The following is a 26807-nucleotide window of genomic DNA, read 5'->3' as shown; positions in this document are numbered from 1 at the left end:
TCCACAGTAATGCCGCCTCTTTCCGAGATGTATAAAGGCTGGGAAGTCCCTGTCACAGTGACGTTTCAGGGCTGGCTTGCTCCATCAGCGCCACAATGCGCTCGAGATCTTCGACGGAACCGAACTCGACAACGATCTTGCCCTTGCGCTTGCCGAGGCTCACCGTCACGCGGGTGTCGTAGGAACCCGATAGGCGTTCGGCGACTTCCTGTAGACCCGGCATGTGGATCGGCTTGCGCTTCGGCGCCGGGGGAGCGACCTCCGACGGATTGCGGTTGGCCAGCGTCACCGCTTCCTCGGTGGAGCGCACCGACAAACCTTCGGCGACAATCCGTTCCGCCAGCGCCTCCTGCGCCTCGGCGCCCGCGTCCAAACCGAGCAGCGCGCGGGCATGGCCGGCCGACAGCACACCGGCGGCCACACGGCGCTGCACCGGAATCGGGAGCTTCAACAGCCGGATCATGTTCGTCACCACCGGACGCGAGCGGCCGATACGCGAGGCCAGTTCCTCGTGGGTGACATCGAACTCTTCGAGCAGCTGCTGATACGCCGCCGCCTCTTCGAGGGGGTTCAGCTGCACGCGATGGATGTTCTCCAGCAGCGCGTCGCGCAGCATCGAGCTGTCCGCGGTATCGCGGATGATGGCTGGGATCGTAGCCAGGCCCGCTTCTTGGCATGCGCGCCACCGGCGCTCGCCCATGACCAACTGGAACTTGTCGACACCCGGCTCGAGTCGACGCACCACGATCGGCTGCATCAACCCGAATTCACGGATCGAGTGCACCAGCTCGGCGAGCGCCTCTTCCTCGAACACCGAGCGCGGCTGCTTCGGGTTCGGTTCGATCTGATCCGCAGGGATTTCGCGGTACACCGCGTCGCCGGGGGAGACCAGATCCTCCTCCGGCTCCGCGGGCTCGGCATCGGGAACGCGATGCAGGAACGCCTCGGCCGGTTGCGGGCCGATCGGGTTGATGCCGATCACGCTCGCCGCGGAACTGCTGAGCCCGGGCGCCACGGCGGGCCCCGTCGGGATCAACGCCGCCAACCCGCGACCGAGACCGCCCTTTTTCGCCTGACTCATCGGCTACCGATCCCTTCCTCGTTCCAACACACCAGCACTACGACGCGCCCTGGACAACCTGGGCGCGCCCGGCGAGCTCACGCCCGGCGTCCATGTAGCTCATCGCGCCACGGGAGCCTGGATCATAATCGAGCACGGTCATCCCGTAGCCCGGCGCCTCCGAGACCTTCACGCTGCGCGGGATCATCGACTTGAGCACCACGTCGCCGAAGTGATTGCGCACTTCCTCCGCGACCTGGTCGGCCAGCTTGGTGCGGCCGTCGTACATGGTGAGCAGAACCGTCGACACGTGCAGCTCCGGGTTGAGGTGCGACTGCACCAGCCCGATATTGCGCAGCAACTGGCCGACGCCCTCCAGCGCGTAGTACTCGCACTGGATCGGGATCAGCACCTCTTTGGCCGCGACGAGCGCGTTGACGGTGAGCAGACCCAGCGAGGGCGGGCAGTCGATCAACACATAGTCGATGTCGTATCCGGCGACGGCGGCGTCGCGAATCGCGGTCTTCAACCGACCTTCGCGCGCGACCATCGAGACCAGTTCGATCTCCGCACCGGCGAGGTCGATCGTGGCGGGAACACACAACAGACGTTCGCTGTGCGGGCTCTGCTGAATGGCGTCGGTCACCGACACCTCACCGATCAGCAGCTCGTAACTGGATGGCACACCGGAGTGGTGGGCGACGCCCAGCGCCGTACTCGCATTGCCCTGCGGGTCTAGATCGACGACGAGGACGGTCATCCCCTGATGCGCCAGTGCGGCGGCAAGATTCACCGTCGTTGTCGTTTTGCCTACGCCACCCTTCTGGTTGGCGATGGTGATGATCCGTTGCTCGCGGGGTTTCGGCACAGTGACCTTTCCTGGATGCAGAATCTGGCTGGCGCGTTGCGCTTCCGCCGCGATCGGGGTCTCGGCGGGGGAGATGTGCCCGAAAGGAGTATTCCCGAACGTCTCCGCGTCGAAGCTGCTGGAGTCCAGCATCCCCGGGACCCGCGACGTTGTTTCCCGTGAAACATTCGCCGGACCGCTCGACATAGATTGCTCCTAACCCGAGAACTACAGATCACGTATCCCCGACGAACGTCGGCGCCGTGTCATCACAAACAAACTGCGTCGGTGGAGAACTCGAAATTCGAGGAGATGGACTCACTCGCGCCGACCCTCAATAGCTTGCCAGCACCGGGACCGTTAGGAAAGCTGAATCGCGGCACGCCGCACGGGACACGCACAACGCGGCACAGAATTCACTTCACCGACGCTTGTTTCACGGGAAACAACGCGCGATCGCGTTCCACGTGAAACACCGCACGAGTCATTCGCCGTCGCCCCACCAGATTCCGCGCTGGAGCCGGTTCCGCTGACGATCATCCATCACGACGGTCGAGGCATGGCCGCAGTCCGCTACTCCTGCGCCCACCTCTTGCCATCCCAGTCGCTATGGCGAAATTCGACCTGAATCAGGTGCACCCAACCACCCTCGGGCCATTTCGTCACGGTACGAAACTCGTTGAGTGGCATTCGAAAGCGAGGGAGTGGCAATTCAGGAGTTGTTGCGCTTTCTCGTCTTCTTTTCCGCGCCAGCGGCTTTACGTCCGCCGCGGCGGTTCGGGCGTTCGGCACGGGGGAGGAGTTCGGCGCTGATGACGAGGGTCGGGATTTCGACGATCCCGGCGCCGCAGCCGACGACGCGAAGATCGGTCGCGCCGTCCCGGATCAGCTCGGCACCGTCGCGTTCGAGTTCCTCAGCGGCGCTGGTTCCTTTGAGCGCGAGCATGCGCCCGTGGTCGCGGAGGAGGGGAAGCGACCAGTGCGCGAGTTTGGCGAGCGGGGCGACCGCGCGGGAGGTGACGACATCCGCACCACCGGCTTCCTTGATGACGCCCGACTGTTCGGCACGCCCGCGCACGACGGTGACATCGAGCCCGGCGTCCTCGATGAACTCGCTCAGGAACACCGTGCGACGCAGCAGCGGCTCCACGAGCGTGATGCGAAGGTCCGGCCGCGCGATGGCCAACGGGATGCCCGGCAGTCCGGCACCGCTGCCGACATCGACCACGGACGCGCCTTCGTCGACCAGTTCACCGACCACCGCACAGTTGAGGATGTGCCGCTCCCAGAGCCGGGGGACTTCGCGCGGACCGATGAGCCCGCGCTCCACGCCTGCGGTGGCGAGCGCCGCGCAGTAGCGGCGGGCGAGGTCCAGGCGGTCACCGAACAGCCGGGCTGCGGCAGCGGGCGGTTCCAGTTCGGCGGACAGCGCACCCAGTTCTCGTTCCACGTGAAACATCCTTCTCCAGTGGTGGTGATCGGGGCATGAATAAGGCCCCCGGTCCGGGACCGGAGGCCTTACTACTTCCTGCGTGGTCGCGGCGGTGTGAGCCTACTCCGGCACAACCACCACATGACGATTCGGCTCGACACCTTCGCTCTCGCTCGCCACGCCATCGATCTCGGCGACGGCGTCGTGCACGATCTTGCGTTCGAACGGAGTCATCGCCGACAGCGCTTCGGGCTTGCCCGACTCGAGCACACGCTTGGCCGCTGCCACACCCAGCTCGCTCAGATCGGCACGGCGCTGGGCGCGCCAGCCGGCCACGTCTAGCATCAGGCGGCTGCGGACGCCGGTCGCCTGCTGCACGGCCAGGCGGGTGAGTTCCTGAAGCGCGTCGAGAACTTCACCATTGCGGCCGACGAGCTTGGTCAGGTCGCGGCCGCCGTCGATGCTCACGACCGCACGGTCGCCCTCTACGTCGAGGTCGATGTCGCCGTCGAAGTCGAGCACGTCCAGCAGCTGCTCGAGGTAGTCGCCCGCGATCTCGCCCTCTTCGATCAACGCCTCCTCGGCGTCGTTCACGACGTCCACAGTCGTCGACACGGTGGCGTCCCCTCCGTCGGTCTGGGTCTCAACAGTCATTGGATTTCCCTCTATCCGGTCGCGTCTCAGCGCTTACGCTTCTGGTTCGCGCGGCCACGGTTTCCCGGCCGCTGCTGCCCGCCGGGCTTACGCTTGCCGCCCTGCTTGGCCGACTGCTTCGGGGTGCCGTTGCTCGCCGCGGTACCGTTCGCCGAGGGCGACTCGTCGGCGGGCGCGTCCTGCTTCTTGCGGACGTCGACCGGCTTGGCACCGGGCTTGGGCGCGTTCTGAGCCCGCAGCTCGAGCTTCTTCTGCTTCTTGGCCTCTTCTTCCTTCTCCATCCGGCCGAACACCAGGTGCTGCTGTCCGTAGGTCCAGATGTTGTTGGCCACCCAGTAGAGCAGGATGCCGATCATCAGGAAGGGGCCACCGACCATCACGCCGAGCGGGAAGACCCACAGCGACAGCTTGTTCATGATGGCGGCCTGCGGGTTGGCCGCGGCCTCGGGGGTCTGGCGGGCGACGGAAGCGCGAGCGTTGAAGTGGGTCGCCACGCCGGCGATCACCATCAGCGGGACGGCGACGAGCGCGATGCTCATCCGGGTCGGCGTGCCGCCCCAGTCCGCGAATGCCTGCAGCTCACTCACCGGCGCGGTGATGAATGCCGCGATCGGGGCGCCGAAGATACGGGCGCTCAGGAACGACTGGACGTCGGTGGCGCTGAAGATGTAGTTGCCGATGTTGGCATTTTCCTCGGCGGTCAAACCGAGCTGACCCCAGCCGTGACCGGTCCGGTTGAACGAGCGGAGCACATGGAACAGACCGAGGAACACCGGCACCTGCACCAGCACCGGCAGACACCCCATGAGCGGGTTGAAGCCGTGTTCCTTCTGCAGCTTCTGCATCTCCCGCGCCATGGTCTCGCGGTCGTTCTTGTACTTCTTCTGCAGCTCCTTGATCTGGGGCTGCAGCTCCTGCATCTGCCGCGTGGTGCGGACCTGCTTCACGAACGGCTTGTACAGCACCAGCCGGAGGGTGAAGACCAGGAACACCACGGCGAGGCTCCAGGTGAGCCCGCTGTCGGGGCCGAACACGAAGCCGAAGGCTTTGTGCCAGAACCATAGGATGGCGGATACCGGCCAGTAGATGATGTCGAGCACGGCTCTAGGTACTCCCGTCGTTCGTATCGCCGATCAGCGCGGGCGATGACTTGGTGAAAGCATTCGACCCGCGCTCCGGCACGGGATCCCACCCCCCAGGGTGCCAGGGCGCGCATTTGGCCAGGCGAACGACCGTCAGTACCGATCCGACGACCAGCCCGCGGGTCCGCAGGGCGCTCACCGCGTACTCGCTGCACGTGGGGGTGAAGCGGCAGATCGGCATCCGGGTGGGGGAGACATAAGTGCGGTAGAGCTCGATCAGGAAGATCAGCGCGTTCGCGGGTAACCGAGCGAGCGTGCGCATCACCGTTCACCGGCCGAGGTGCGACCGAGCGCGGCCGCCGGAACCCGGTGCAAGCCGAGCTTGCGGAGTCCGGCGCGCAGCTGGCGCAGCAACTCGGCGGAGTCGGCGGTAGCCGCACCGGGCAGGGCCCGGATCACGACATCGGTATCGGCGGGCAGGTCATCGATCACCTGGGCGCACATATGACGCAGGCGGCGGGCCACCCGGTGGCGAACCACCGCGTTACCCACCGCCTTGCTGACAATCAGCCCGAACCGAGGACCGCCTACGCGGACCAGGGAATCGCCGTCGGCGACATCGTCGTACGTATGCGTGAACGCGTGTACGACGAGATCTCGCCTCCCGATTCGCTGACCGCGGCGCACCGTGCGGGAGAAATCAGCACGGTGGTGCAACCGATACGGCTCAGGCAACACCCGAGCGTCCGACTACGCGCGATCAGGCAGTCAGTTCGGAGCGGCCCTTACGGCGACGCGCCGAAACGATGGCGCGGCCCGCACGGGTCCGCATCCGGAGGCGGAAGCCGTGCACGCGCGCCCGACGACGGTTGTTCGGCTGGAACGTCCGCTTGCCCTTGGCCACGGTCAACACTCCTCGAGTTGGTGGGCACCGGTGAGGTACCCGAAGTTTTCGGTGATTCGGATTCTGCGCTGCGGACCGCGGTCTACGCACAGAGTGCCTTGGCGATCAGCGTGCAGCGCACAGCCGCCACCGCGCCAAGGGGTGACTGTATGAGGGTACTGATCGCCCCATACAGGGTCAAATTCGGCCCACATGGGGCGAAACGGTCGGCAAACATCCGGGCCGGATCGGGTCGGGACGAGTACCGGGATCCAGATTACCCGCTGGTCGTGTCCGACGGTCGGCGAGCCGACCTGCGGCGACACGCCCGGGCGTCACCGACGCGGACAGCAACTTTTCGTGAGTTCCTCCACACCTCTGGCGTCGCGGGCGCCTTGCGGCTAGCCTCTGTAGCCGGGGGATTGCTGAAGAACCGCAGGTCCAGCTCCTTTCACTGCCACACGCTGGCAGAATTCCTCTATCCCCAGGTTTGTCCACATCTGTGGATAATTGTGTGGAAAGACGGCCGGAGTGGCATATTCGTAGGGCCGACGGTGCCCTCGCCAAGTCCGATCCCGGGACCGCACGGCGTTCGAACCGGCTTCGGTTGTTCGCTTCGATCACGCCGATCGCACCTGGTCACAGGTGCTGCGCTGGCGTGCTCGGCGGCCGTTGGCCCAACAAACCGGTCCGGGGAGGACGCTGCATGGACGACGAGCAGAATGTGCTGGCCACAGTGTGGCCGGAGGTGGTCGCCGAACTCACCACTGGCTCGGCCGACGGCGCCATTCCCGCGGTGAGCCGGGCCCAGCAGGCGTGGTTGAAGCTGGTGAAACCGCTCACCGTCGCCCAGGGTTTCGCGTTGCTGTCCGTTCCGTCGTCGCTGGCACAGGAAGCGATCGAGCGCGATCTGCGCGAGCCGATCCTGCGTTCGCTCGGGCGCAGACTCGGGCCACAGGTGGAAGGACTCGGTGTGCGCATCGCCGCGCCGAGCCCGGCCGCGGGGGAGCGCACGGGCAGTTCGCCCCGGCACGCCAGGATGACGAGCCGTCCGGAGCGTCCGCGTGAGCAGGTTCGTCCGCCCGCCGGCTACCCCGGCCCCGATTTCAGCGTGCCCGACTATCCCCAGCGCGGTGACTACGGCCGACCGCGTTACGGCGCCGACGACTACAACGGCAACTCCGGGGAGTACGGCAACGACTACCAGCAGCAGGCTCCCGAGTATCAGCAGGCTCCCGACTACCAGCGCGACGGCGAGTACGGCAGCAGCTTCGGCGGCCGCGAGTTCCCGGCGCAGGCCGGTGAGTACGGCGAGCGCGCCGAATACGCCGGGCCGCGCGAGTACCCGGCCGAGCCGGAATACCAGCCGCAGGGCGACTACCAGCAGCAACCGGAGTACCAGCAGGCTCCCGAGTACGCCAAGCCCCAGGAGTACAAGGCAGGCGAGTACAGCGGTGAGGATTTCCCCGGCGCCGATTTCGAGCCGACGGCTGTCTACCCCGTTCCCGATTTCAACGGCGAGTTCGCCGGCCGCCCGGACTTCCGTGGTGCCCGTCCCGAACAGCGCACCCCCGAACCGCCCCAGGGCAGGCGCGAGCAGGGTTCGTCGCGGCGCGATCATTCCGGGCAGGAAACCCTGTTCGGTACCGATCCGCCCGCGCGTGCGCCGCGACGGCCGCAACCGCAGGAGGAGCCGGCCGCCGCGCGTGTCGAGGAGACACCGGCCGATACCGCGCCGGAGCCGCCGCGCCCGGGGACCCCAGGCGCTCAACCGGTCGACGACGAGCCGGTGGTCGACGCGCGCAACAACTGGCCGACCTATTTCAGCAAGTCGCCCGAGGCGCCGCCGCAGTCGTCGTCCTCGGCCAGCCTGAACGCGAAGTACACCTTCGAGACGTTCGTGATCGGCGCGTCGAACCGGTTCGCCCATGCCGCCGCGGTGGCCATCGCGGAGGCGCCTGCCCGGGCCTACAACCCGCTGTTCGTCTGGGGCGCTTCGGGTTTGGGCAAGACGCACCTGTTGCACGCGGCCGGTCACTACGCGCAGCGGCTGTTCCCCGGCATGCGGGTGAAGTACGTGTCGACCGAAGAATTCACCAACGACTTCATCAACAGCCTGCGCGACGACCGCAAGGTGGCGTTCAAGCGCCGCTACCGCGAGACCGACATCCTGCTGGTCGACGACATCCAGTTCATCGAGGGTAAGGAAGGCATCCAGGAGGAGTTCTTCCACACCTTCAACACCCTGCACAACGCGAACAAGCAGATCGTGGTGTCCTCGGATCGTCCGCCCAAGCAGCTGGCCACCCTCGAGGAGCGGCTGCGGACCAGGTTCGAGTGGGGCCTGATCACCGATGTGCAGCCGCCCGAACTCGAGACCCGTATCGCCATCCTGCGCAAGAAGGCCAGGATGGACCGGCTCGACGTGCCGCACGACGTGCTGGAACTGATCGCGAGCCGGGTGGAGCGCAATATCCGCGAACTGGAGGGCGCGCTGATCCGGGTGACGGCCTTCGCCTCGCTCAACGGTCAGCCGCTCGACCTGTCGCTGGCCGAGGTGGTGCTGCGGGACCTGATGCCCGACACCGCCGCCCTCGAGATCAACGCGGCCACGATCATGGCGGTCACCGCCGAGTACTTCAACACGACGTTGGAGGAGCTCACCGGGCCGGGTAAGGCGCGTCCGCTGGCGCAGGCGCGCCAGATCGCGATGTACCTGTGCCGTGAGCTGACCGATCTGTCGCTGCCCAAGATCGGGCAGGCCTTCGGCCGCGACCACACGACGGTCATGTACGCGGAGAAGAAGGTGCGCAAGGAGATGACCGAACGGCGTCGCGTGTACGACCAGGTCCAAGAACTCACAGCCCGAATCAAACAGCGCTCCCGCTGATTTCATCCCCAACCCCGAACACCGCCCTGAGCTGGGGCGGTGTTCTTTTTTGCCCTGTGGAATCCCTGTGGATTCCTCGAGGAATCCACCGGTTGTGCACCGGTTCACACACAGGCCTGGGGAGCAATCTGGGGAGCATCTACCCACAGGCAGTTGTGCACATCGTCCACAGGTTCCTCCACCAACAGCCTGTGAGTGCCACTGACCTGCGGCGGCACCGGATCCGGCCTGTGGATTCCTCGAGGACTTCTTGTGGACTCCTCGAGGAATCCACCGATTCGTCACCACCCTTGGTCAGGGTGTGAACAAGTAGGTGAAATCGGTGGAACAACTCGAGGACTACTCGAGGATGGATCTGGGACAACTTCGGGTGTCCACAGACACCGCCGATTCATCCTCGAGTCACTCCACGGCCATCCCCATGCCACCAAGCACTCTGAGCTGCGGAAATGGCGGAACTCCACAGATTCCACAGTGCCTACTACTACTTCAGTTCTCATTCATAGAGAGATCTCTTTAAAACAGGGTGTGTGGAAACTCGGTCGGGAGGGCTCGGCTCCGTCGGTGGTTCACTCACAGGCAGGCAAGGACAACAGGGACGGGATCAGGACGCGCGGAACTCCTAGAGGGTCGATGCGGAGATCGCGCGTTGTCCGGGTACCGTTTGGTTGTCGGCAGGTTGTGCGAGACTCAGTGCGCGGCCGACGCAGCACCTCAACTCCGCTGAACACACCCGCATACGGATTCGAAACTCGGAGAGGACAAATCGGGCGATGGAGCTTGCGAGCATGAAGTTTCGGGTCGCCCGAGAGGATTTCGCCGAGTCGGTGGCCTGGGTGGCCCGCAGCCTCCCGTCCCGGCCTCCCGTGCCGGTTCTCGGTGGTGTCCTGCTGGTGGCCGACGAGAACGGCCTGACGGTCTCCGGATTCGACTACGAGGTCTCCGCGCAGATGCGTGTCGCGGCCGAGGTCGCCGGTCCGGGGCAGGTCCTGGTCTCGGGCCGTCTGCTCGCCGACATCACCAAGGCACTGTCGAACAAGCCGGTGGACGTATCCGTCGACGGCACCCGTGTGCTCATCGCCTGCGGCAGCGCCAAGTTCTCCCTGCCGACCATGCCGGTCGAGGACTATCCACAGCTGCCCGAGGTGCCCCAGCAGACCGGTGAACTCACCGTCGACGTGTTCGCCGAGGCCGTCGGTCAGGTCGCCGTCGCCGCCGGCCGTGACGACACGCTGCCCATGCTCACCGGTATCCGGGTGGAGATCGAGGGCAACGACGTGGTGCTCGCCGCCACCGACCGCTTCCGCCTCGCCGTGCGCCACCTGCAGTGGCAGCCCACGCGCCCCGATATCGAGACCGCGGTGCTCATCCCCGCGCGCACGCTGTCCGAGGCCGCCAAGACGCTCGGTACCGCCTCCGCGCCCGTGCAGCTCTCGCTCGGCAACGGCAACGGCGCCGACGGCCTGCTCGGCATCGTCAACGCGGGCAGGCGGACTACCACCCGCCTGCTCGACGCGGAATTCCCCAAGTTCCGCCAGTTGCTCCCCAAGGAGCACACCTCCATCGCCACGCTGCCGGTGTCGGCACTTTCGGAGGCGATCAAGCGTGTGGCGCTGGTGGCCGAGCGCGGTGCCCAGGTGCGCCTGGAGTTCTCCACAGACGGTGTACTGCTGTCGGCCGGTGGGGACGACGCAGGCCGCGCCGAGGAATGGCTCGAGGCCGATTTCCGTGGTGAGCCGCTGACCATCGCGTTCAACCCCGGATACCTCACCGAGGGTCTGTCGGCGCTGCACGCCGACCGGGTCACCTTCGGCTTCACCACGCCGAGCCGTCCCGCCGTGCTGCTGCCCGCCTCCGACGAGGAGCCCAAGGTGCTCGAGTCCGGTGCGTTCGCGGCGCTGGAGAGCCAGTACATCTACCTGTTGATGCCGGTCCGGCTGCCCGGCTGAGCGGGGCCGCACCGCACATGTTCATCCGTGCGCTGTCGGTTCGTGATTTCCGCTCGTGGGAACACGCCGAGCTGGAGTTGTCCCCAGGGCGCACCGTCCTGCTCGGGGCGAACGGCAACGGGAAGACCAATCTGCTCGAGGCGGTCGGCTATCTGGCGACGCTCGGCTCGCACCGGGTTTCCGCCGACGCGCCGCTGATCCGCATGGGCGCCACCCAGGCCGCGATCGGGGCGACCGTGGTGAACGCAGGCCGCGAGCTGCGGGTGGATGTGGAGCTCAAGCAGGGTGCCGCCAACCGAGCGCAGATCAACCGTTCGCCGGTGCGCCGGTCGCGTGAGATCCTCGGCATCCTGCAGACCGTGTTGTTCGCGCCGGAGGATCTCGCGCTGGTCCGTGGCGACCCGGGGGAGCGGCGCCGGTTCCTCGACGAGTTGTGCACAGCCCGCCTGCCCAGGCTGGCCGGTGTGCGCGCCGACTACGACAAGGTGTTGCGCCAACGGTCGGCGCTGCTGAAAACCGCTGGGCGCCAGGTGCGTTCGCGCTCGGACCTGAGCACGCTCGACGTGTGGGACGGGCACCTGGCCGAGCATGCCTCGGTGTTGCTCACCCAGCGGCTGCGCCTGGTGCACGACCTGTATCCCTATCTGGCAGAGGCATATCGGTCGATCGCGCCCGAATCACGCCCTGCCGCAATCGCTTACCGCTCCGGATACCTTCCGCCCGACCTGCTCGATCCCGCGCGGGCTCCCGAAACCGACGACGTGGACCAGGTGCGCGAGATCGTGCTGCGCGAACTGGCGGCCGCGCGTGGGCGCGAACTCGACCGCGGTGTGTGCCTGGTCGGCCCACATCGAGACGATCTCGAACTGCTGCTCGGCAGCGCACCGGCGAAGGGATTCGCCAGTCACGGCGAGTCGTGGTCGTTCGCGCTGGCGCTGCGGCTGGCCTCGTTCGAGCTGTTGCGCAACACCGGCGCCGAACCGGTGCTGTTGCTCGACGACGTGTTCGCCGAGCTGGACCGGCGCCGCCGGACCGCCCTCGCGGAGGTGGCGGCGGGTGCCGAACAGGTACTCATCACCGCCGCGGTCGCCGAGGACGTACCCGCCGAACTGGCCGCCGCGCCGCTGCGGGTGCAGACCGAGGGCGACGCCGACCGGCGAACGTCACGGATCGTGGCCGAAGATATGCACAGCCAGCCATAGTTATCAACAGGCCCTGTGGAAAACCGTGGACATGCTGGACATATGCCACATCGGTGCGCGACGGCTCTGTCGGGCACCCGGCGTAGACTCCCGAACCGACCGATGAGCCTCGAGACCGGAAGGTGGGACCGCGTGCAGGACGAGCCGGAAGCGGAACTGCGCGGGATCGATCTGGCCCGCCGCGCCCTCGAGGAAGCACGGGCCGCGGCCAAGGCCAGCGGCAAGTCGGTCGGGCAGGGTCGGGCGTCGCCGGTGCGCAAGCTGCGCGCGGGTGGACGCCGCCGCAGCGGCTGGTCCGGTGCGGGCCCCGACGCCCGCGATCCCCAGCTGTTGTCCGCGCTCGCGGGGTCGATCGCGAAGAATCGTGGCTGGTCAGGCAAGGTTGCCGAGGGAATGGTCTTCGGTCGCTGGCCGAGCGTAGTCGGTGAGGACATCGCCGCACACGCCACCCCGGTGACCCTCGAGAACGGCGTGCTCAAGATCGCCGCCGAGTCCACCGCCTGGGCCACCCAGCTGCGGATGTTGCAGGGCCAGATTCTCGCCAAGATCAACGCGGCGGTGGGGCAGGGCGTGGTCACCTCCCTGCGGATCACGGGTCCGGCAGCGCCGAGCTGGCGCAAGGGCGAACGCCACATCAAGGGCCGCGGCCCGCGCGACACCTACGGGTAGCCGGGCGGTCACCGGTGCGAGTTCCATTGCGGCACCGCCGCTTCGATCCCCAGATTCGCAGCCTGTGGACAAAACCTGTGGATAACTTTCGAAAGGCGATGACCGCACTCGCGAGAACATGGGTAACTCACCGGGCACGGGCCAACTTGCCCACTTCCCGAAGCTTGCCGCGCCATCGCGTCTCCACGCTTCCGAATCTGGCCGAGATACGCGGGGAGGCGGGCCAGCTCGAGTTCTCGCATTCACGGCGACGTCAGGGGTGTCGTAGGTGCACTGTAAGTTGGCCTTACCAGTAGGATGGTGACGTAACCAGCGGCGAACCCTCGACGCGCGTGTTGTGCAGCCGCTTGCGAGCTGTCCGCGCCAGGGATCAGCAAGTAAGGAGAGCTACCGACAAGTGGCTGCCAACGACTCCAACGCATCGGGCAACAATTCGGGCTACGGTGCCTCGTCCATCACGGTCCTCGAAGGCCTCGAGGCGGTGCGCAAGCGCCCTGGCATGTACATCGGTTCCACCGGTGAACGCGGTCTGCACCACCTGATCTGGGAGGTTGTGGACAACTCGGTCGACGAGGCGATGGCGGGCCACGCGACCAGGGTCGACGTGACGCTGCTGGCCGACGGTGGTGTCGAGGTCGTCGACGACGGCCGAGGTATCCCCACCGCCATGCACGCGCAGGGCATTCCGACCGTCGAGGTCGTCATGACCCAGCTGCACGCCGGCGGCAAGTTCGACTCCGACGCCTACGCGGTGTCCGGTGGTCTGCACGGTGTCGGTATCTCCGTGGTGAACGCCCTGTCGAGCAAGCTGGAAGCCGAGATCGACAACGACGGCTACCACTGGACCCAGGTCTACAAGGATTCCAAGCCCGGCAAGCTGGTCCAGGGCGAGCCGACCGATCGCACCGGCACCACCATCCGGTTCTGGGCCGATCCGGAGATCTTCGAGACCACCACCTACAACTTCGAGACGGTCGCGCGCCGTCTGCAGGAGATGGCGTTCCTCAACAAGGGCCTGACCATCACCCTGACCGACGAGCGGGTGAGCGATTCCGAGGTCACCGACGAGGTGGTCAGCGAGACGGCCGAGGCGCCCAAGCACGCCGACGAGGTCGCCGCCCAGGCGGTCGAGCACAAGGTGAAGACCCGCACCTACCACTACCCGGGCGGTCTGGTGGATTTCGTCCGCCACATCAACCGCACCAAGTCGGCCATCCACAACTCGGTCGTCGGCTTCACGGGCAAGGGCACCGGCCACGAGCTCGAGGTCGCGATGCAGTGGAACTCGGGCTACTCCGAGTCGGTCCACACCTTCGCCAACACGATCAACACCCATGAGGGCGGTACCCACGAAGAGGGTTTCCGCGCGGCGCTCACCACGGTGGTCAACAAGTACGCCAAGGAGAAGAAGCTCCTCAAGGAGAAGGACGGCAACCTCACCGGCGACGACATCCGCGAGGGCCTGGCCGCCATCGTGAGCGTGAAGGTCGGCGAGCCGCAGTTCGAGGGCCAGACCAAGACCAAGCTCGGCAACACCGAGGTGAAGTCGTTCGTGCAGCGCGCCTGCAACGAGCACCTCACGCACTGGTTCGAGGCCAATCCGGCCGACGCGAAGACCATCGTGCAGAAGGCGGTGTCCTCGGCGCAGGCCCGGATGGCCGCCCGTAAGGCGCGTGAGCTGGTACGCCGCAAGTCGGCGACCGACCTGGGCGGGTTGCCCGGCAAGCTGGCCGACTGCCGCTCCAAGGATCCGGGCAAGTGCGAGATCTACATCGTCGAGGGTGACTCCGCCGGTGGCTCGGCCAAGTCCGGCCGCGACTCGATGTACCAGGCGATTCTTCCGCTGCGCGGCAAGATCATCAACGTCGAGAAGGCCCGCATCGACCGCGTCCTCAAGAACAACGAGGTCCAGTCGATCATCACCGCGTTCGGCACCGGTATCCACGACGAGTTCGATATCGCCAAGCTGCGCTACAACAAGATCATCCTGATGGCCGACGCCGACGTCGACGGTCAGCACATCGCCACGCTGCTGCTCACGCTGCTGTTCCGCTTCATGCGTCCGCTGGTGGAGCAGGGCCACGTGTTCCTGGCCCAGCCGCCGCTGTACAAGCTCAAGTGGATGCGTTCGGAGCCGGAGTTCGCCTACTCCGACCGCGAGCGCGACGCGCTGGTGGAGGCCGGTCTGGCCGCGGGCAAGAAGATCAACAAGGACGACGGCATCCAGCGCTACAAGGGTCTGGGTGAGATGAACGCCAAGGAGCTGTGGGAAACCACCATGGATCCGTCGGTGCGGGTGCTTCGTCAGGTGACGCTCGACGACGCCGCCGCGGCCGACGAGCTGTTCTCCGTGCTGATGGGCGAGGACGTGGAAGCACGTCGCAGCTTCATCACCCGTAACGCCAAGGACGTTCGCTTCCTCGATGTGTGAACGGTGCTGCGCCACCGCGCGCCCGTGAACACATCAGCCCTCTAAGGAGATTCGATGACTGAGACCACGCTGCCACCGTCCGGCGGTGCGGGCGACCGGATCGAACCGGTCGACATCCAGAACGAAATGCAGAGCAGCTACATCGATTACGCGATGAGCGTGATCGTGGGCCGCGCGCTGCCCGATGTGCGCGACGGCCTCAAGCCGGTGCACCGGCGCGTGCTCTACGCCATGTACGACAACGGCTACCGCCCCGATCGCGGTTACGTGAAGTCGGCGCGTCCGGTCGCCGAGACCATGGGTAACTACCACCCGCACGGCGACTCGTCGATCTACGACACCCTCGTGCGCATGGCCCAGCCGTGGTCGCTGCGGTACCCGCTGGTCGACGGCCAGGGCAACTTCGGTTCCCGAGGCAACGACGGCGCGGCCGCCATGCGTTACACCGAGTGCCGTCTCACCCCGCTGGCGATGGAGATGCTGCGCGATATCGACAGCGAGACCGTCGATTTCGTGCCGAACTACGACGGTCGCTCGATGGAGCCGACCGTGCTGCCCGCGCGTGTGCCCGCGCTGTTGATGAACGGCAGCAACGGCATCGCCGTCGGTATGGCGACCAACATCCCGCCGCACAACCTGAACGAGCTGGCCGAGGCCATCTACTGGTCGCTGGAGAACTACGACGCCGACGAGGAATCCACCCTCGCCGCGTGCATGGAACGCGTCAAGGGCCCCGACTTCCCGACGCACGGCCTGATCGTCGGCAGCCAGGGCATCCACGACGCCTACACCACCGGTCGCGGTTCCATCCGCATGCGCGGTGTGGTCGAGATCGAGGAAGACGCGCGTGGCCGCACCACGATCGTCATCACCGAGCTGCCGTACCAGGTGAACACCGACAACTTCGTCAACTCGATCGCCGAGCAGGTCAAGGACGGCAAGATCGCGGGTATCTCCGATATCCACGACGAGTCCTCCGACCGTGTCGGCATGCGCATCGTGGTGACGGTCAAGCGCGACGCGGTCGCCAAGGTGGTGCTGAACAACCTCTACAAGCACACCCAGCTGCAGACCAGCTTCGGCGCGAACATGCTCTCGATCGTCGATGGTGTGCCGCGCACGCTCCGCCTGGATCAGATGATCCGGCACTACGTGAACCACCAGCTCGAGGTCATCGTCCGGCGTACCCGCTACCTGCTGCGCAAGGCCGAGGAGCGGGCCCACATCCTGCGCGGCCTGGTGAAGGCGCTCGACCTGCTCGACGAGGTCATCGCGCTGATCCGCCGCTCGGCCAACACCGACACCGCGCGTACCGGCCTGATGCAGCTGCTCGACATCGACGAGATCCAGTCGACCGCCATCCTCGACATGCAGCTGCGTCGCCTCTCGGCACTGGAGCGGCAGAAGATCGTCGACGATCTGGCCAAGATCGAACTCGAGATCGCCGACTACAAAGACATTCTGGAGCGGCCGGAGCGCCAGCGCGCGCTCGTGCGCGACGAGCTGGCCGAGATCGTCGAGAAGTACGGCGACGACCGGCGGACCCGGATCATCGCCGCCGACGGCGACGTGGCCGACGAGGACCTGATCGCCCGCGAGGACGTGGTCGTCACGATCACCGAGACCGGTTACGCCAAGCGGACCAAGACCGACCTGTACCGCTCGCAGAAGCGCGGCGGCAAGGGCGTGATGGGTGCCGGCCTCAAGCAGGACGACATCGTCAAGCACTTCTTCATCTCCTCCACCCACGACTGGCTGCTGTTCTTCACGAACAAGGGTCGGGTGTACCGGGCCAAGGCCTACGAGCTGCCCGAGGCCAACCGCACCGCGCGTGGCCAGCACGTGGCCAACCTGCTGGCGTTCCAGCCGGACGAGAAGATCGCCCAGATCATCCAGCTCAAGACCTACGAGGACGCCCCGTACCTGGTGCTGGCGACCCGCGCGGGCCTGGTGAAGAAGTCCAAGCTCACCGATTTCGACTCCAACCGTTCCGGCGGCATCGTCGCGGTGAACCTGCGCGACGACGACGAGCTGGTCGGCGCGGTGCTGTGTTCCTCCGACGACGACCTGCTGCTGGTGTCGGCGCACGGCCAGTCGATCCGCTTCTCCGCGACCGACGAGGCGTTGCGCCCGATGGGCCGCGCCACCAGCGGCGTACAGGGCATGCGGTTCAACACCGACGACGAATTGCTCTCGCTCAATGTGGTCCGCCCGGACACCTATTTGTTGGTCGCGACCGCCGGTGGGTATGCCAAGCGTACGGCGATCGAGGAGTACACCGCGCAGGGTCGCGGCGGAAAAGGCGTATTGACAATCCAATACGATCCGAAGCGTGGCAGCCTGGTGGGTGCGCTCATCGTCGACGACGAGGACGAGTTGTACGCGATCACTTCCAGTGGTGGCGTCATCCGCACCGCGGCCAAGCAGGTCCGCAAAGCCGGACGCCAGACCAAGGGCGTGCGATTGATGAACCTCGCGGATGGCGATACCTTGCTAGCGATCGCGCGCAACGCCGACGAGCCCGATCCCGATCAGCTCATCGGCGACGCGGCCTCGGAGCAATAACCCAACCAGCGGCGGCAACGAACGGATCTGAGGATTCCATTGACCACACCGAATCAGTCGAACGACGATCGGAACCAGACCAACGGCGTCACCGAGCGGGTCGCCTCGTCTCCGATCCAGCCGCGGCCGATCCCACGTCAGGGTGCGGCCGAAGGCGCCAAGGCACCGGAATCCGGTGGCGCCGGGGACGAATCGTTCGACCAGGCCACCGTGCGGATGGGTACCGAGCCGAACGGGCCCGCCAACGGCTCGGGCAACGGCAAGGGTAAATCGCCCTACCAGGACGGCTGGGCGCAGTTGCCGCAGCGGGAACCGCAGTCCAACCTGTACCGCCCGGGTGAGGCGCCGAGCCAGGGCCGCCCGTCCTCGGGTGGTCAGGGTGGCGGTGGCCTCAAGGGCAGCGGTCCGTCCAACGCGCGCACCACCGCCGACCTGGCGGCCAAGGCGGCGCGCAAGGAAGCCGCGATGGTGAAGTCCGTCGGTATCGACGGGCCGACCCGAAGCATCGCGCGTCCCGAGCTGGTCAAGGACATGCCCGATCTATCGGATGTACGTCATCCGGGGTCGGACCTGCCGATGGCCAACACCGGGCTGCCGATGGCTCCCCAGCAGCCGCCGAGCGGACCGTCGGCGCGGGCCGCGGCCGCCTCGGGCCCGGTGTCACCCGCCGTTCCGGTGGCCATCGCGGCCGCCGCGTCGGGTGAGCCGCTGCGCGCGACGGTGCAGATCCGCCGCATCGACCCGTGGTCGACGCTGAAGATCACCCTGGTCATCAGTGTCGCGCTGTTCTTCGTGTGGATGGTCGCTGTCGGCCTGCTCTACATCGTGCTCGCGGGCATGGGTGTGTGGGACAACCTGGACAACTCGCTGGGCGAGATGTTCAACCAGGAGGGCAGTTCGGGCGGCCTGATCGACGCGGGCACGATCTTCGGGTACGCGGGCGTCATCGGGCTCATCAACGTGGTGCTGTTCACCGCGCTGGCGACGGTCGGTGTGTTCATCTACAACCAGTGCTGCGATCTGGTCGGTGGCATCCAGGTGACCCTGGCCGATCCGGACTAGGAACACGCGTTTTCCGGCACGGCCGGTCGGACCAGGAAACTGGCTCTGACCGGCCGTTTTGGTTATCGGCGGGCGGGTAAGGTAACCTCGTGTCTCGTTGCGGTTCACTGCTCCGGCAGGGGATCGGAATCGAGTTCGGGCCTATAGCTCAGGCGGTTAGAGCGCTTCGCTGATAACGAAGAGGTCGGAGGTTCAAGTCCTCCTAGGCCCACTCCCGAACATCACAGTAGGGTGGGAATCATGAAGATTGTCCTCACGGTCGGTGTTGTGATCGCGGTTCTCATCGGTATCACCAAATTCCGCAAGCGCGACGAAGCCGATCTCTGGCGTGAGGTCACCACCCGCTGATTCGGGTTGCCAGCCGGTACACCACCGGTAAGGGGCCTTAGCTCAATTGGCAGAGCACTGCCTTTGCAAGGCAGGGGTTAGGGGTTCGATTCCCCTAGGCTCCACTTCTGTGAATTCCTCGGTTTTCGATTTCCTGCTCACCGCCGCCCCCGGCGCCGCCGATTCGGCGGATTTCGCGGCGGATTGGGCACATCACCGCGCTCGCTGCGCGGATCTCACCAATTCTGTCGACCGCGCCGCTGTCGCCGGATTCGACAGTGTCGCATTGGGTTCGGCGTTCCTCGGTGGGTACCAGGAAGCGCTGCACGCGCTGGTGCCCACGCTCGCCCCCGACGAGTTGAGTTCGATGTGCGCGACCGAGGCCACCGGAGCACGACCGTCGGCCATGACGACGACCGTCACCGGCGACGGGATGGTGACCGGCACCAAATCGTTCGCCACCCTCGGTACCTTCGCCACCCGGTTTCTCGTGATCGCCCGTGCGGGTACACATTCCGACGGCAAGCCGGACCTGCGTGCCGTGCTCGTCGCGGCCGGACCGCGGGCGGAGGTGACCCCGCTGCCGCCGTTGCCGTTCGCGCCGGAGATCCCGCACGCCACCGTCGGTTTCGCGGACGCGCCGGGAGAAACGCTGCCCGGTGACGGGTACGCCGATTACCTGAAGCCGTTCCGCACCGTCGAAGACCTGCATGTGCTCGCCGCTGTGCTCGGTCAGCTCGTGCGGGTAGCCCGGCATGCGCAATGGCCCGCCGACGCGCTCACGGCCCTGCTGGCGCTGTTTGCGGCGGTGCGTGGCCTCAGCACCGAGCCCGCCACATCGGCGGGCGTGCATATCGCGCTCGCCGGCGTCTTCGATCGCTGCGCCGCGCTGCTCGCCGAACTCGAGCCGCACTGGGACCGGGTGGATCAGGAGATCCGGCAGCGCTGGGAGCGGGACGCGCCGCTGCTCGGGGTCGCCGGGAAGGTGCGTGCGGCCCGGCTGGCTACCGCCTGGCGCACAGTGGCGGAACAGGGGGCCGAAGCGCCCGCCGGCCACGAGGATCACTAGCTGTTCTCGTGGCCGCGTCGCATGGCCTGAACCGGGCTGCCGGGCGATGGAACTGCACCTTGCCGGAAAATGGGGAGCGGGCCTCGGCGAAGGGGGGGAGTTAGCCGAGGCCCGCGTAGGGTCGGCCCGGGGGGGAGGGGCCGACGTGAACGATCCTACGCGATCCGCGCGGAAATCGTGTACGCGCAACGGATCAGTTTCCGAGAATTTTTCGTGTCGCGGCCCGTCATGGGGCCGTCGACCGCAGCCGCAGAGCGGTCGCCGCAGGGTTGTGAGACATCACAAACCTCTTACGAACACCCGAAGTCGCTGGTACGCAAGGTTTTACGCCTCGCGCGCGCGGAACATGTTCTCGTCGTCGGCGATGTGCGGCCACCCCGATTCCGGGCCGGTCCGTCGCCGCATCGCCCAAAAATCAGTCCGATTCGCCGCGTGTCGCATGCAATCGGCATGTCGAACAAATTTGTACATCTGACATCACGAACCACCCGAAATGAGGATGCGACTTGTCGGTGGGTGGGGCAATACTGAGGCCACCAAGGGTTCGCGAACTACGACATCCAGGAGAATCATGCCCGACGCAATCGTCGCCGAGGGGCTGGTCAAACGGTACGGACAGCTCACCGCACTGGACGGGCTGGATCTCTCCGTCCCCGAAGGCACCGTCACCGCACTTCTCGGCCCGAACGGCGCGGGAAAGACCACGACTGTCCGTGTACTCACCACTCTGCTCGTTCCCGACGAAGGCCGCGCCACCGTCGCCGGGGTCGATGTCATCAACAATCCGCAGGCACTGCGCTCGCGCATCGGCGCGTCGGGCCAGTACGCCGCCGTCGACGAGTATCTGACCGGCTTCGAGAACCTCGAAATGGTCGGCAGGCTCTATCACCTCGGCACGCAACGCAGTAAGGAACGGGCCCGCGAGCTGCTCGAACGCTTCCGGCTCACCGACGCCGCCGACCGCCCGGTGAAGGGCTATTCCGGCGGCATGCGCAGGCGCCTCGACCTCGCGGGCGCGCTGGTCGCCAACCCGCCGGTGCTGTTCCTCGACGAGCCGACCACCGGCCTCGACCCACGCGCCCGCCTGGATCTGTGGGATGTGATCGAGGAACTCGTCTCCGGCGGCACCACCCTGCTGCTCACCACCCAGTACATGGAGGAGGCCGACCGCCTGGCCGACTCCATCGCGGTGATCGACCGCGGCACCGTCATCGCCCGCGGCACCGCCGACGAACTCAAGGCGCTCGTCGGTGGCGACCGCATCGAACTCACCGTCGCCACCGTCGACCAGCTCACCGACGCCAAACAGGTGCTCAGCGGCCTGGCCGACGGCGAAATCCACATCGAACCGGGTCTGCGCAAGATCACCGTGCCCGTGGCCGACGGTTCCCAGGACCTGGTCACCGCCATCGGCAGGCTCACCGAGCACAAGGTCGAGATCAACGACGTCGCGCTGCGCAGGCCGTCGCTCGACGACGTATTCCTCTCCCTCACCGGGCACGAGGCCGAAGAACTCGTGGCGGGGGATGCCGAGAAGGCGGACGCCAAGGAAGGACAGAGCCGATGAGCGTCTCGATCGACAAGACACCACCGGTGACCGGGCCGAGCCTGGAAGAACGGCTGGCGATGGTGGTCAGCGACAGCCTCACGATCGCCAAGCGCAATGTCATCAAGATCAAGCGCGTGCCCGACGTGCTGATCTTCACGACCATGTCGCCGATCATGTTCGTGCTGATGTTCGCCTACGTATTCGGCTCGGCCATCAAGGTGCCGGGGCTGGAAGGCGGCTACCGCGAATTCCTGATCGCGGGCATCTTCGTCCAGACCGTGGTGTTCGGTGCCTCGTTCACCGGCGCGGGCCTGGCCGAAGACATGCAGAAGGGCATCATCGATCGGTTCCGGTCGCTGCCGATGGCGCCCTCGGCGGTGCTGTTCGGGCGCACGATCAGCGATGTGGTGATCAACCTGGTCAGCCTCGTCGTCATGTCGCTGACCGGGTTGATCGTCGGCTGGCGTATTCGTGGGTCGTTCCTCGACGCGGTGCTCGCGTACCTGCTGATGCTGCTGTTCGCCTACGCGCTGTCGTGGATGATGGCCGTGGTCGGATTGCTCGTGCGGGCGCCTGAGGTATTCAACAACGCCAGCTTCATGGTGATCTTCCCGCTGACGTTCCTGTCCAACGCCTTCGTCCCGATCAACGACCTGCCCGGCCCGCTGCGCGTGTTCGCCGAGTGGAATCCGATGTCGGCGGTCACCGAGTCGGTGCGTCAGCTGTTCGGTAACACCAGCCCGCTGGCCCCCACCTCGGAGGCCTGGTCGATGCAGCATCCGGTGGCCACGTCGCTGATCTGGATCGTGCTGATCCTGCTGATCTTCGTGCCGCTGGCTCAGGTGCAGTACAAGAAGTCCGTGAGCCGCTGACGGGTCAGCTCGCGCCGGTCTCCGCGACGGGGGCCGGCGCGGAGCCGTTGCGGGAGTAGCCGAGACGCGGCGGTTCGGCGGCGGGTTCGGGCAGCTGGGGGCGCTTGCTGCGGGCGATCCAGGCCAGCGCGCCCGCACCGGCGATCGCGAGGGAGGCGATGAGCGGGTTACGAAGCTTCATGCGACCACTGTGGCATAGAACGCCGCCGACGGCACAAACACGAAAACCACGCTCCACCAGGTGCCCGGCGACGCGGTGACCGCGTGGCACCATTGCTGCGTGACCTCACCCCATCAGACGGCCGTGGCGACGCTGCACACCAACCACGGCGAGATCAAGATCGCGCTTTTCGGTAACCACGCGCCCAAGACGGTGCGCAATTTCGTCGGCCTCGCCGACGGCAGCGCCTCGTACACCACCCCGAACGCGGGTGGCACGGAAGCTGGCCCGTTCTACGACGGCGCCGTCTTCCACCGGGTGATGCGGGGATTCATGATCCAGGGCGGCGACCCGACCGGTACCGGCCGCGGCGGACCGGGCTATGAATTCGGCGACGAGTTCCATCCCGAGCTGCGTTTCGATCGTGGATACCTGCTGGCCATGGCCAATGCGGGCCCGGGTACCAACGGATCGCAGTTCTTCATCACCGTGGGACCGCAGCCCCACCTGAACCGCAAGCACACGATTTTCGGCGAGGTGGTCGACCCGGATTCACGCAAGGTGGTCGACGCGATCGCGGCGGTGGAGACCGACCGCAACGATCGCCCGACCGAACCGGTCGTCATCTCCTCGGTCACTGTGACATAGCGGCCGGCGCCGCGGTTCTCGGCGCCGACTCAGAGAGCAGAACTCCCCGTCGCGATCGTCGCGGCGGGGAGTTCTTTGCTTCACGTGAAACAACGTCAGTCGGTGGCGACCTTCGCGAAGCCGTTGACGACGAGCGCGTCGAAGACGTCGGCTGGGTTGGTGCCCAGATCCCAGCGGCCGAAGATCAGCAGGCGCTCGGTGTCGTTGTGGCGGACGTCGACCTCGAGCATGGTGTTCTTGCGGCCGATGCGCCGGTAGGAGGTCACACGGATCCGGTCGATGTGGTCGAGGGGGTATTCGTCGCGCCCGGTGAGAGTGCCGACGATTAGGCGCGGCGGGGAACCGGGAACCATGGTGAGCCGAGGGCGCTGACGCAGGGCGAGCACGGCCATGGCCAGCACCGCGACAGCGGCGACGCCGAGGAAGAGCCGCGAGGGACCATCCTGGGCAAGCACGGCCGCAACGGTCAGCAAGAGGCCACCGCCGGTGACCGCGATCAGGGCGGCGGTCGGCGTGGTCCAGGACTTGCTGTCGGCGGGTCGACCTGCGTTCACGCGGCTTGTTCCCCCATTGATCCTCGAGTTGTCCACAGCTTCATCCACAGGTGTGCATGAATGACACCGGTGTAGTTCAGCGCCACCGCATGGTCATGATGAGCCCGATGACCATCAGGCCGAAACCGATCAGGAAGTTCCAGGCGTTCAGGTCGTTCATCCAGCTGATCTTCTCGGCAGCCAGGTAGTACACGAGCAGCCAGAGCAGGCCGGCCAGCATGAACCCGAGCATGATCGCGACGTACCAGACAGGCGACGGACCCGCTTTGACCTTCACCGGGGTACGGCTGGCAGGGCTCGGGGTGTAATCGGCCTTCTTACGGACCTTGGACTTGGGCATGACGTCCTCGTATTCTCCGGTACTGGTCGTCTCCTAGGCTATCCCACCAGGTAATGGATGCGACGACCTACCGGCCGGGCACGTACCCTCGTTGCATGCGTGTTCTGGTCGTCGACAACTACGACAGCTTCGTGTTCAACCTGGTGCAATACCTCGGCCAGCTGGGTGCCGACGCCGTCGTGTGGCGTAACGACGATCCGCGCCTGGCCGACCTCGACACCCTGCTCACCCGCGGCGACGAGGGCGGCGCGTTCGACGGTGTCCTGGTGAGCCCCGGGCCGGGCAGCCCCGACCGGGCCGGTGCCAGTATTCGGCTGGTGCACGCCGCGGCCAAGTACGAGAAGCCGTTGCTCGGGGTGTGTCTGGGACATCAGGCCATCGGCGAGGCGTTCGGCGGGACCGTCGACCGGGCGCCCGAACTGCTGCACGGCAAGACCAGTTCGGTGTACCACCTCGGCTCGGGCGTGTTGGCCGGTCTGCCCGACCCCTTCACCGCCACCCGCTACCACTCGCTCACCGTGCTCCCGGAGACCATGCCCGCGGAGCTGGAAGTGGTCGGCCACACCGAGAGCGGCATCGTGATGGCCATGCGACACCGCAGCCTGCCGATCCACGGCGTGCAGTTCCACCCGGAGTCGGTACTCACCCAGGGCGGGCACCGGATGCTGGCCAACTGGCTCGAGGTCTGTGGCGAACGCCCGGCCGAGGCGCTGGTGTCGGCGCTCGAGGCGGAGGTCGCCGCGCTGGTGACCCCGTGAGCGAGGTGCCCGCGGCATCCGGCGGTGGCGACGGGAGCGCCGCCCCGCCGAGACGCCCGCGAGTGCTGTTGTCTGTGGCGACGAGTCTCGACGGCTACATCGATGACGCGAGCGCGCAGCGGCTCCTGCTGTCCAACAGCGCTGACTTCGACGAGGTCGATCGTTTGCGCGCCGAGTCCGACGCGATCCTGATCGGTGCGGGCACTTTACGGATCGACAATCCACGGCTGCTGGTCAACAGCGCCGAGCGGCGGGCGACTCGCGTCGCGTCGGGGCGACCGGAGTATCCCGTGAAGATCACCGTCACCGCATCGGGCGAGCTGGATCCGGCGCTGCGCTTCTGGCACACCGGTGGCGCGAAGATCGTCTACACCACCACGGCGGGCGCGGTCCGGCTCGGTGATCGACTCGCCGACACGGCCGAGGTCGTGTGCCTGGGTGACCGGCTCGACCTGGCCGCCCTGCTCGACGACCTCGCCGCACGCGGTATCCACAGGCTGATGGTCGAAGGCGGCACCGGGATGCACACAGGTTTCCTCGCAGCCGACCTGGTCGACGAGATCCGCTTGGCGATCGCCCCGATCCTGGTCGGTGACGCGGCCGCGCCCCGCTTCGTCGGCCCGGCCCTCTTCCCTGGTGGACCGCAGCGTCGACTCCACTTGACGGGTGTGGAACAACTTGGGGATGTCGCTGTTGTGAACTATCTGGTCGGCGCGCCGACAGACCCAATCCACCCACCGGCCCTGTGACTGAATTCCCGGTGCCGACCTGGGGAAATACCGCTGTTCACAGTTCATCCACCGGTGTACTGCACAACCTGAACATGACCGACTCCACAACTGCAACAGGCTGTGGATAACTTTCGAACCCAGGGGAAATCGTGCACACAGACAGCCTCGATCACCGTTTCATGCACAGGGCCATCGAGCTGGCCCGGCAGTGTCCGCCCAGTTCGACGGCCTACTCGGTGGGCGCGGTCATCGTCGTCGACGGTGTGGAGATCTCCACCGGCTACTCACGCGAGACCGACGAAAAGGTGCACGCCGAGGAATCGGCGCTGAACAAACTCGACGCCGATGACCCCAGGCTGGCCCGCGCGACGATCTACAGCACGCTTGAGCCCTGCTCGACGCGCGCCACCGCGACCCGGCTGCCCTGCACCGACCGCATCCTCGCGGCGGGTATCCCCAGGGTGGTCATCGCCTGGCGCGAACCGAGCCTGTTCGTCGCGGCCTGCGAGGGTGTGGACAAACTCCGCACCAACGGTGTGGAGGTCGTCGAACTCACCGACCTGGCCGAGGCGGCCAGGTCGATGAACGAGCACCTCGACCTGAGCTGACGGTGAGTCAGGGCCGCCCGTAGATGGCGGTGACGAACTCGCCGAGTTGATTGTCGTCCAGGTGGCGAGCCAGATCGGCCTCGCTGATCATGCCGACCAGCCGCTTGTTCTCGATCACCGGCATCCGCTTCACCCGATGGTCTTCCATCTGGTCGAGCACGTCTTCCACATCGGCGTCCGCGCTGATCCAGCGCGGTGTGGCCTCGCACAGTTCGGCCGCGGTCGTCAGTTCCGGCGACAGGCCGCGGGCGATGCACTTCACGACGATGTCGCGGTCGGTGATGATGCCGCACATGCGTTCGTTGTCGTCGGCGACGACGAGCGAGCCGACACCGAGATCGGCCATCGCCGCTGCGGCCGTGGCCACGGTGTCGTCGCGGGTGATCCACTGAGCGCCGGGCTTCATGATGTCCCTGGCCGTGGTCATGGGCTACCTCCTCGTTCAGCAGTGCTGGGTGGGATGGA

Annotated in this window: 27 protein-coding genes and 2 tRNA genes; 17 read left to right on the top strand and 12 right to left on the bottom strand. The window is 66.4% G+C overall.

The window, feature by feature from the left end; all coding sequences use genetic code 11:
• Positions 1-52 precede the first annotated feature (52 nt).
• The 8 genes from HYG95_RS12970 to rpmH all read right to left on the bottom strand — a co-directional run bounded on the left by HYG95_RS12970 (position 53) and on the right by rpmH (position 5979).
• Positions 53-1081 carry a ParB/RepB/Spo0J family partition protein gene (locus HYG95_RS12970; protein WP_067644027.1) on the bottom strand — a complete coding sequence of 343 codons (1029 nt, stop codon included), beginning with the start codon at positions 1079-1081 and terminating at the stop codon, positions 53-55.
• A gap of 37 nt (positions 1082-1118) precedes the next feature.
• The gene (locus tag HYG95_RS12965; protein WP_067644030.1) at positions 1119-2114 is read right to left on the bottom strand and encodes a ParA family protein; all 996 of its coding nucleotides are present in this window, start codon (positions 2112-2114) and stop codon (positions 1119-1121) included.
• Between the two features lie 505 nt (positions 2115-2619).
• Complete coding sequence (gene rsmG / locus HYG95_RS12960) at positions 2620-3366, bottom strand: 16S rRNA (guanine(527)-N(7))-methyltransferase RsmG (RefSeq protein ID WP_181698207.1); 747 nt, start codon at positions 3364-3366, stop codon at positions 2620-2622.
• A gap of 93 nt (positions 3367-3459) precedes the next feature.
• Positions 3460-3993, bottom strand: a complete 534-nt coding sequence (locus tag HYG95_RS12955) for a protein jag (protein ID WP_067495109.1) — start codon at positions 3991-3993, stop codon at positions 3460-3462.
• Positions 3994-4019: 26 nt separating this feature from the next.
• Positions 4020-5093 (bottom strand): membrane protein insertase YidC, encoded by a 1074-nt coding sequence (gene yidC / locus HYG95_RS12950; RefSeq protein WP_181698206.1) that lies wholly within the window; start codon positions 5091-5093, stop codon positions 4020-4022.
• A gap of 4 nt (positions 5094-5097) precedes the next feature.
• A complete protein-coding gene (gene yidD, locus HYG95_RS12945) occupies positions 5098-5397 on the bottom strand; it encodes a membrane protein insertion efficiency factor YidD (RefSeq protein WP_181698205.1) in 300 nt (99 codons plus the stop codon).
• Complete coding sequence (gene rnpA, locus HYG95_RS12940) at positions 5397-5813, bottom strand: ribonuclease P protein component (protein WP_181698204.1); 417 nt, start codon at positions 5811-5813, stop codon at positions 5397-5399. Before rnpA ends, yidD begins: the two co-directional genes overlap by 1 nt.
• A 22-nt stretch (positions 5814-5835) precedes the next feature.
• Positions 5836-5979 carry a 50S ribosomal protein L34 gene (rpmH, locus tag HYG95_RS12935; protein WP_071932098.1) on the bottom strand — a complete coding sequence of 48 codons (144 nt, stop codon included), beginning with the start codon at positions 5977-5979 and terminating at the stop codon, positions 5836-5838.
• A gap of 685 nt (positions 5980-6664) precedes the next feature.
• On the opposite strand from rpmH, the gene dnaA reads away from it, so the two are divergent.
• The 13 genes from dnaA (at position 6665) to HYG95_RS12875 (ending at position 22543) form a co-directional block, all read left to right on the top strand.
• Positions 6665-8848, top strand: a complete 2184-nt coding sequence (gene dnaA / locus HYG95_RS12930; RefSeq protein WP_181698203.1) for a chromosomal replication initiator protein DnaA — start codon at positions 6665-6667, stop codon at positions 8846-8848.
• Between the two features lie 773 nt (positions 8849-9621).
• Positions 9622-10797 carry a DNA polymerase III subunit beta gene (gene dnaN, locus HYG95_RS12925; protein WP_067495127.1) on the top strand — a complete coding sequence of 392 codons (1176 nt, stop codon included), beginning with the start codon at positions 9622-9624 and terminating at the stop codon, positions 10795-10797.
• 17 nt (positions 10798-10814) lie between these two features.
• Positions 10815-11999: a DNA replication/repair protein RecF gene (gene recF / locus HYG95_RS12920; protein ID WP_181698202.1), complete on the top strand. Its 1185-nt coding sequence runs from the start codon at positions 10815-10817 to the stop codon at positions 11997-11999.
• A 102-nt stretch (positions 12000-12101) separates the two neighbouring features.
• Positions 12102-12668 (top strand): DUF721 family protein, encoded by a 567-nt coding sequence (locus HYG95_RS12915; protein WP_181698201.1) that lies wholly within the window; start codon positions 12102-12104, stop codon positions 12666-12668.
• Positions 12669-13065: 397 nt separating this feature from the next.
• Entirely contained in the window at positions 13066-15099 is a 2034-nt protein-coding gene (gyrB, locus tag HYG95_RS12910) for a DNA topoisomerase (ATP-hydrolyzing) subunit B (protein ID WP_067495136.1), read from the top strand.
• A 54-nt stretch (positions 15100-15153) separates the two neighbouring features.
• Positions 15154-17664, top strand: coding sequence for a DNA gyrase subunit A (gyrA, locus tag HYG95_RS12905; protein WP_181698200.1), 2511 nt, complete (start codon positions 15154-15156; stop codon positions 17662-17664).
• A 39-nt stretch (positions 17665-17703) separates the two neighbouring features.
• Complete coding sequence (locus HYG95_RS12900; RefSeq protein ID WP_181698199.1) at positions 17704-18726, top strand: DUF3566 domain-containing protein; 1023 nt, start codon at positions 17704-17706, stop codon at positions 18724-18726.
• Positions 18727-18863: 137 nt separating this feature from the next.
• Positions 18864-18937 (top strand) — tRNA-Ile (locus tag HYG95_RS12895).
• A 29-nt stretch (positions 18938-18966) separates the two neighbouring features.
• Positions 18967-19074: a DLW-39 family protein gene (locus HYG95_RS24510; protein WP_210740150.1), complete on the top strand. Its 108-nt coding sequence runs from the start codon at positions 18967-18969 to the stop codon at positions 19072-19074.
• 31 nt (positions 19075-19105) lie between these two features.
• A tRNA-Ala gene (locus HYG95_RS12890) sits at positions 19106-19178 on the top strand.
• A gap of 5 nt (positions 19179-19183) precedes the next feature.
• A complete protein-coding gene (locus HYG95_RS12885; protein ID WP_181698198.1) occupies positions 19184-20122 on the top strand; it encodes an acyl-CoA dehydrogenase family protein in 939 nt (312 codons plus the stop codon).
• Between the two features lie 571 nt (positions 20123-20693).
• Positions 20694-21689 carry an ATP-binding cassette domain-containing protein gene (locus HYG95_RS12880; protein ID WP_181698197.1) on the top strand — a complete coding sequence of 332 codons (996 nt, stop codon included), beginning with the start codon at positions 20694-20696 and terminating at the stop codon, positions 21687-21689.
• A gap of 59 nt (positions 21690-21748) precedes the next feature.
• Positions 21749-22543 (top strand): ABC transporter permease, encoded by a 795-nt coding sequence (locus HYG95_RS12875; RefSeq protein ID WP_225281726.1) that lies wholly within the window; start codon positions 21749-21751, stop codon positions 22541-22543.
• 4 nt (positions 22544-22547) lie between these two features.
• Here HYG95_RS12875 and HYG95_RS12870 read toward each other — a convergent pair whose 3' ends face one another.
• Entirely contained in the window at positions 22548-22724 is a 177-nt protein-coding gene (locus tag HYG95_RS12870; protein WP_166655808.1) for a hypothetical protein, read from the bottom strand.
• A 99-nt stretch (positions 22725-22823) separates the two neighbouring features.
• Between HYG95_RS12870 and HYG95_RS12865 the strand changes: the two genes are divergently transcribed.
• Entirely contained in the window at positions 22824-23351 is a 528-nt protein-coding gene (locus tag HYG95_RS12865) for a peptidylprolyl isomerase (protein ID WP_181698195.1), read from the top strand.
• A 95-nt stretch (positions 23352-23446) separates the two neighbouring features.
• Here HYG95_RS12865 and HYG95_RS12860 read toward each other — a convergent pair whose 3' ends face one another.
• Together HYG95_RS12860 and crgA are read right to left on the bottom strand one after the other, a co-directional pair.
• Entirely contained in the window at positions 23447-23905 is a 459-nt protein-coding gene (locus tag HYG95_RS12860) for a PH domain-containing protein (RefSeq protein WP_181698194.1), read from the bottom strand.
• A 76-nt stretch (positions 23906-23981) separates the two neighbouring features.
• The gene (crgA, locus tag HYG95_RS12855) at positions 23982-24245 is read right to left on the bottom strand and encodes a cell division protein CrgA (RefSeq protein WP_067495154.1); all 264 of its coding nucleotides are present in this window, start codon (positions 24243-24245) and stop codon (positions 23982-23984) included.
• 95 nt (positions 24246-24340) lie between these two features.
• Here crgA and HYG95_RS12850 point away from each other — a divergent pair, with 95 nt between their 5' ends.
• The 3 genes from HYG95_RS12850 to HYG95_RS12840 all read left to right on the top strand — a co-directional run bounded on the left by HYG95_RS12850 (position 24341) and on the right by HYG95_RS12840 (position 26342).
• Positions 24341-25003: an aminodeoxychorismate/anthranilate synthase component II gene (locus tag HYG95_RS12850; protein WP_181698193.1), complete on the top strand. Its 663-nt coding sequence runs from the start codon at positions 24341-24343 to the stop codon at positions 25001-25003.
• Entirely contained in the window at positions 25000-25752 is a 753-nt protein-coding gene (locus HYG95_RS12845) for a RibD family protein (protein ID WP_370465776.1), read from the top strand. Before HYG95_RS12850 ends, HYG95_RS12845 begins: the two co-directional genes overlap by 4 nt.
• A 131-nt stretch (positions 25753-25883) precedes the next feature.
• Positions 25884-26342, top strand: a complete 459-nt coding sequence (locus tag HYG95_RS12840; RefSeq protein ID WP_357151941.1) for a deaminase — start codon at positions 25884-25886, stop codon at positions 26340-26342.
• A 7-nt stretch (positions 26343-26349) separates the two neighbouring features.
• On the opposite strand, the gene HYG95_RS12835 is transcribed toward HYG95_RS12840, so the two are convergent.
• Positions 26350-26769, bottom strand: coding sequence for a CBS domain-containing protein (locus tag HYG95_RS12835; RefSeq protein ID WP_067495164.1), 420 nt, complete (start codon positions 26767-26769; stop codon positions 26350-26352).
• Between the last annotated feature and the right edge of the window lie 38 nt (positions 26770-26807).

It is taken from the genome of Nocardia sp. GTS18 (assembly GCF_013839555.1).
GTDB lineage: Bacteria > Actinomycetota > Actinomycetes > Mycobacteriales > Mycobacteriaceae > Nocardia > Nocardia rosealba.
This window is presented reverse-complemented; position numbering and strand designations above follow the sequence as displayed.

Excerpts from the sequence above, each read along its gene's own strand:
- HYG95_RS24510 (WP_210740150.1), top strand. The coding sequence starts at position 18,967 with ATGAAGATTGTCCTCACGGTCGGTGTTGTGATCGCGGTTCTCATCGGT.
- dnaN (WP_067495127.1), top strand. The coding sequence starts at position 9,622 with ATGGAGCTTGCGAGCATGAAGTTTCGGGTCGCCCGAGAGGATTTCGCC.
- HYG95_RS12835 (WP_067495164.1), bottom strand. The coding sequence starts at position 26,769 with ATGACCACGGCCAGGGACATCATGAAGCCCGGCGCTCAGTGGATCACC.
- HYG95_RS12970 (WP_067644027.1), bottom strand. The coding sequence starts at position 1,081 with ATGAGTCAGGCGAAAAAGGGCGGTCTCGGTCGCGGGTTGGCGGCGTTG.
- HYG95_RS12880 (WP_181698197.1), top strand. The coding sequence starts at position 20,694 with ATGCCCGACGCAATCGTCGCCGAGGGGCTGGTCAAACGGTACGGACAG.
- recF (WP_181698202.1), top strand. The coding sequence starts at position 10,815 with ATGTTCATCCGTGCGCTGTCGGTTCGTGATTTCCGCTCGTGGGAACAC.
- HYG95_RS12875 (WP_225281726.1), top strand. The coding sequence starts at position 21,749 with ATGGTGGTCAGCGACAGCCTCACGATCGCCAAGCGCAATGTCATCAAG.
- HYG95_RS12955 (WP_067495109.1), bottom strand. The coding sequence starts at position 3,993 with ATGACTGTTGAGACCCAGACCGACGGAGGGGACGCCACCGTGTCGACG.
- crgA (WP_067495154.1), bottom strand. The coding sequence starts at position 24,245 with ATGCCCAAGTCCAAGGTCCGTAAGAAGGCCGATTACACCCCGAGCCCT.
- HYG95_RS12850 (WP_181698193.1), top strand. The coding sequence starts at position 24,341 with ATGCGTGTTCTGGTCGTCGACAACTACGACAGCTTCGTGTTCAACCTG.
- rsmG (WP_181698207.1), bottom strand. The coding sequence starts at position 3,366 with ATGTTTCACGTGGAACGAGAACTGGGTGCGCTGTCCGCCGAACTGGAA.
- dnaA (WP_181698203.1), top strand. The coding sequence starts at position 6,665 with ATGGACGACGAGCAGAATGTGCTGGCCACAGTGTGGCCGGAGGTGGTC.
- HYG95_RS12870 (WP_166655808.1), bottom strand. The coding sequence starts at position 22,724 with ATGAAGCTTCGTAACCCGCTCATCGCCTCCCTCGCGATCGCCGGTGCG.
- gyrA (WP_181698200.1), top strand. The coding sequence starts at position 15,154 with ATGACTGAGACCACGCTGCCACCGTCCGGCGGTGCGGGCGACCGGATC.
- yidD (WP_181698205.1), bottom strand. The coding sequence starts at position 5,397 with ATGCGCACGCTCGCTCGGTTACCCGCGAACGCGCTGATCTTCCTGATC.
- HYG95_RS12965 (WP_067644030.1), bottom strand. The coding sequence starts at position 2,114 with ATGTCGAGCGGTCCGGCGAATGTTTCACGGGAAACAACGTCGCGGGTC.
- HYG95_RS12915 (WP_181698201.1), top strand. The coding sequence starts at position 12,102 with ATGAGCCTCGAGACCGGAAGGTGGGACCGCGTGCAGGACGAGCCGGAA.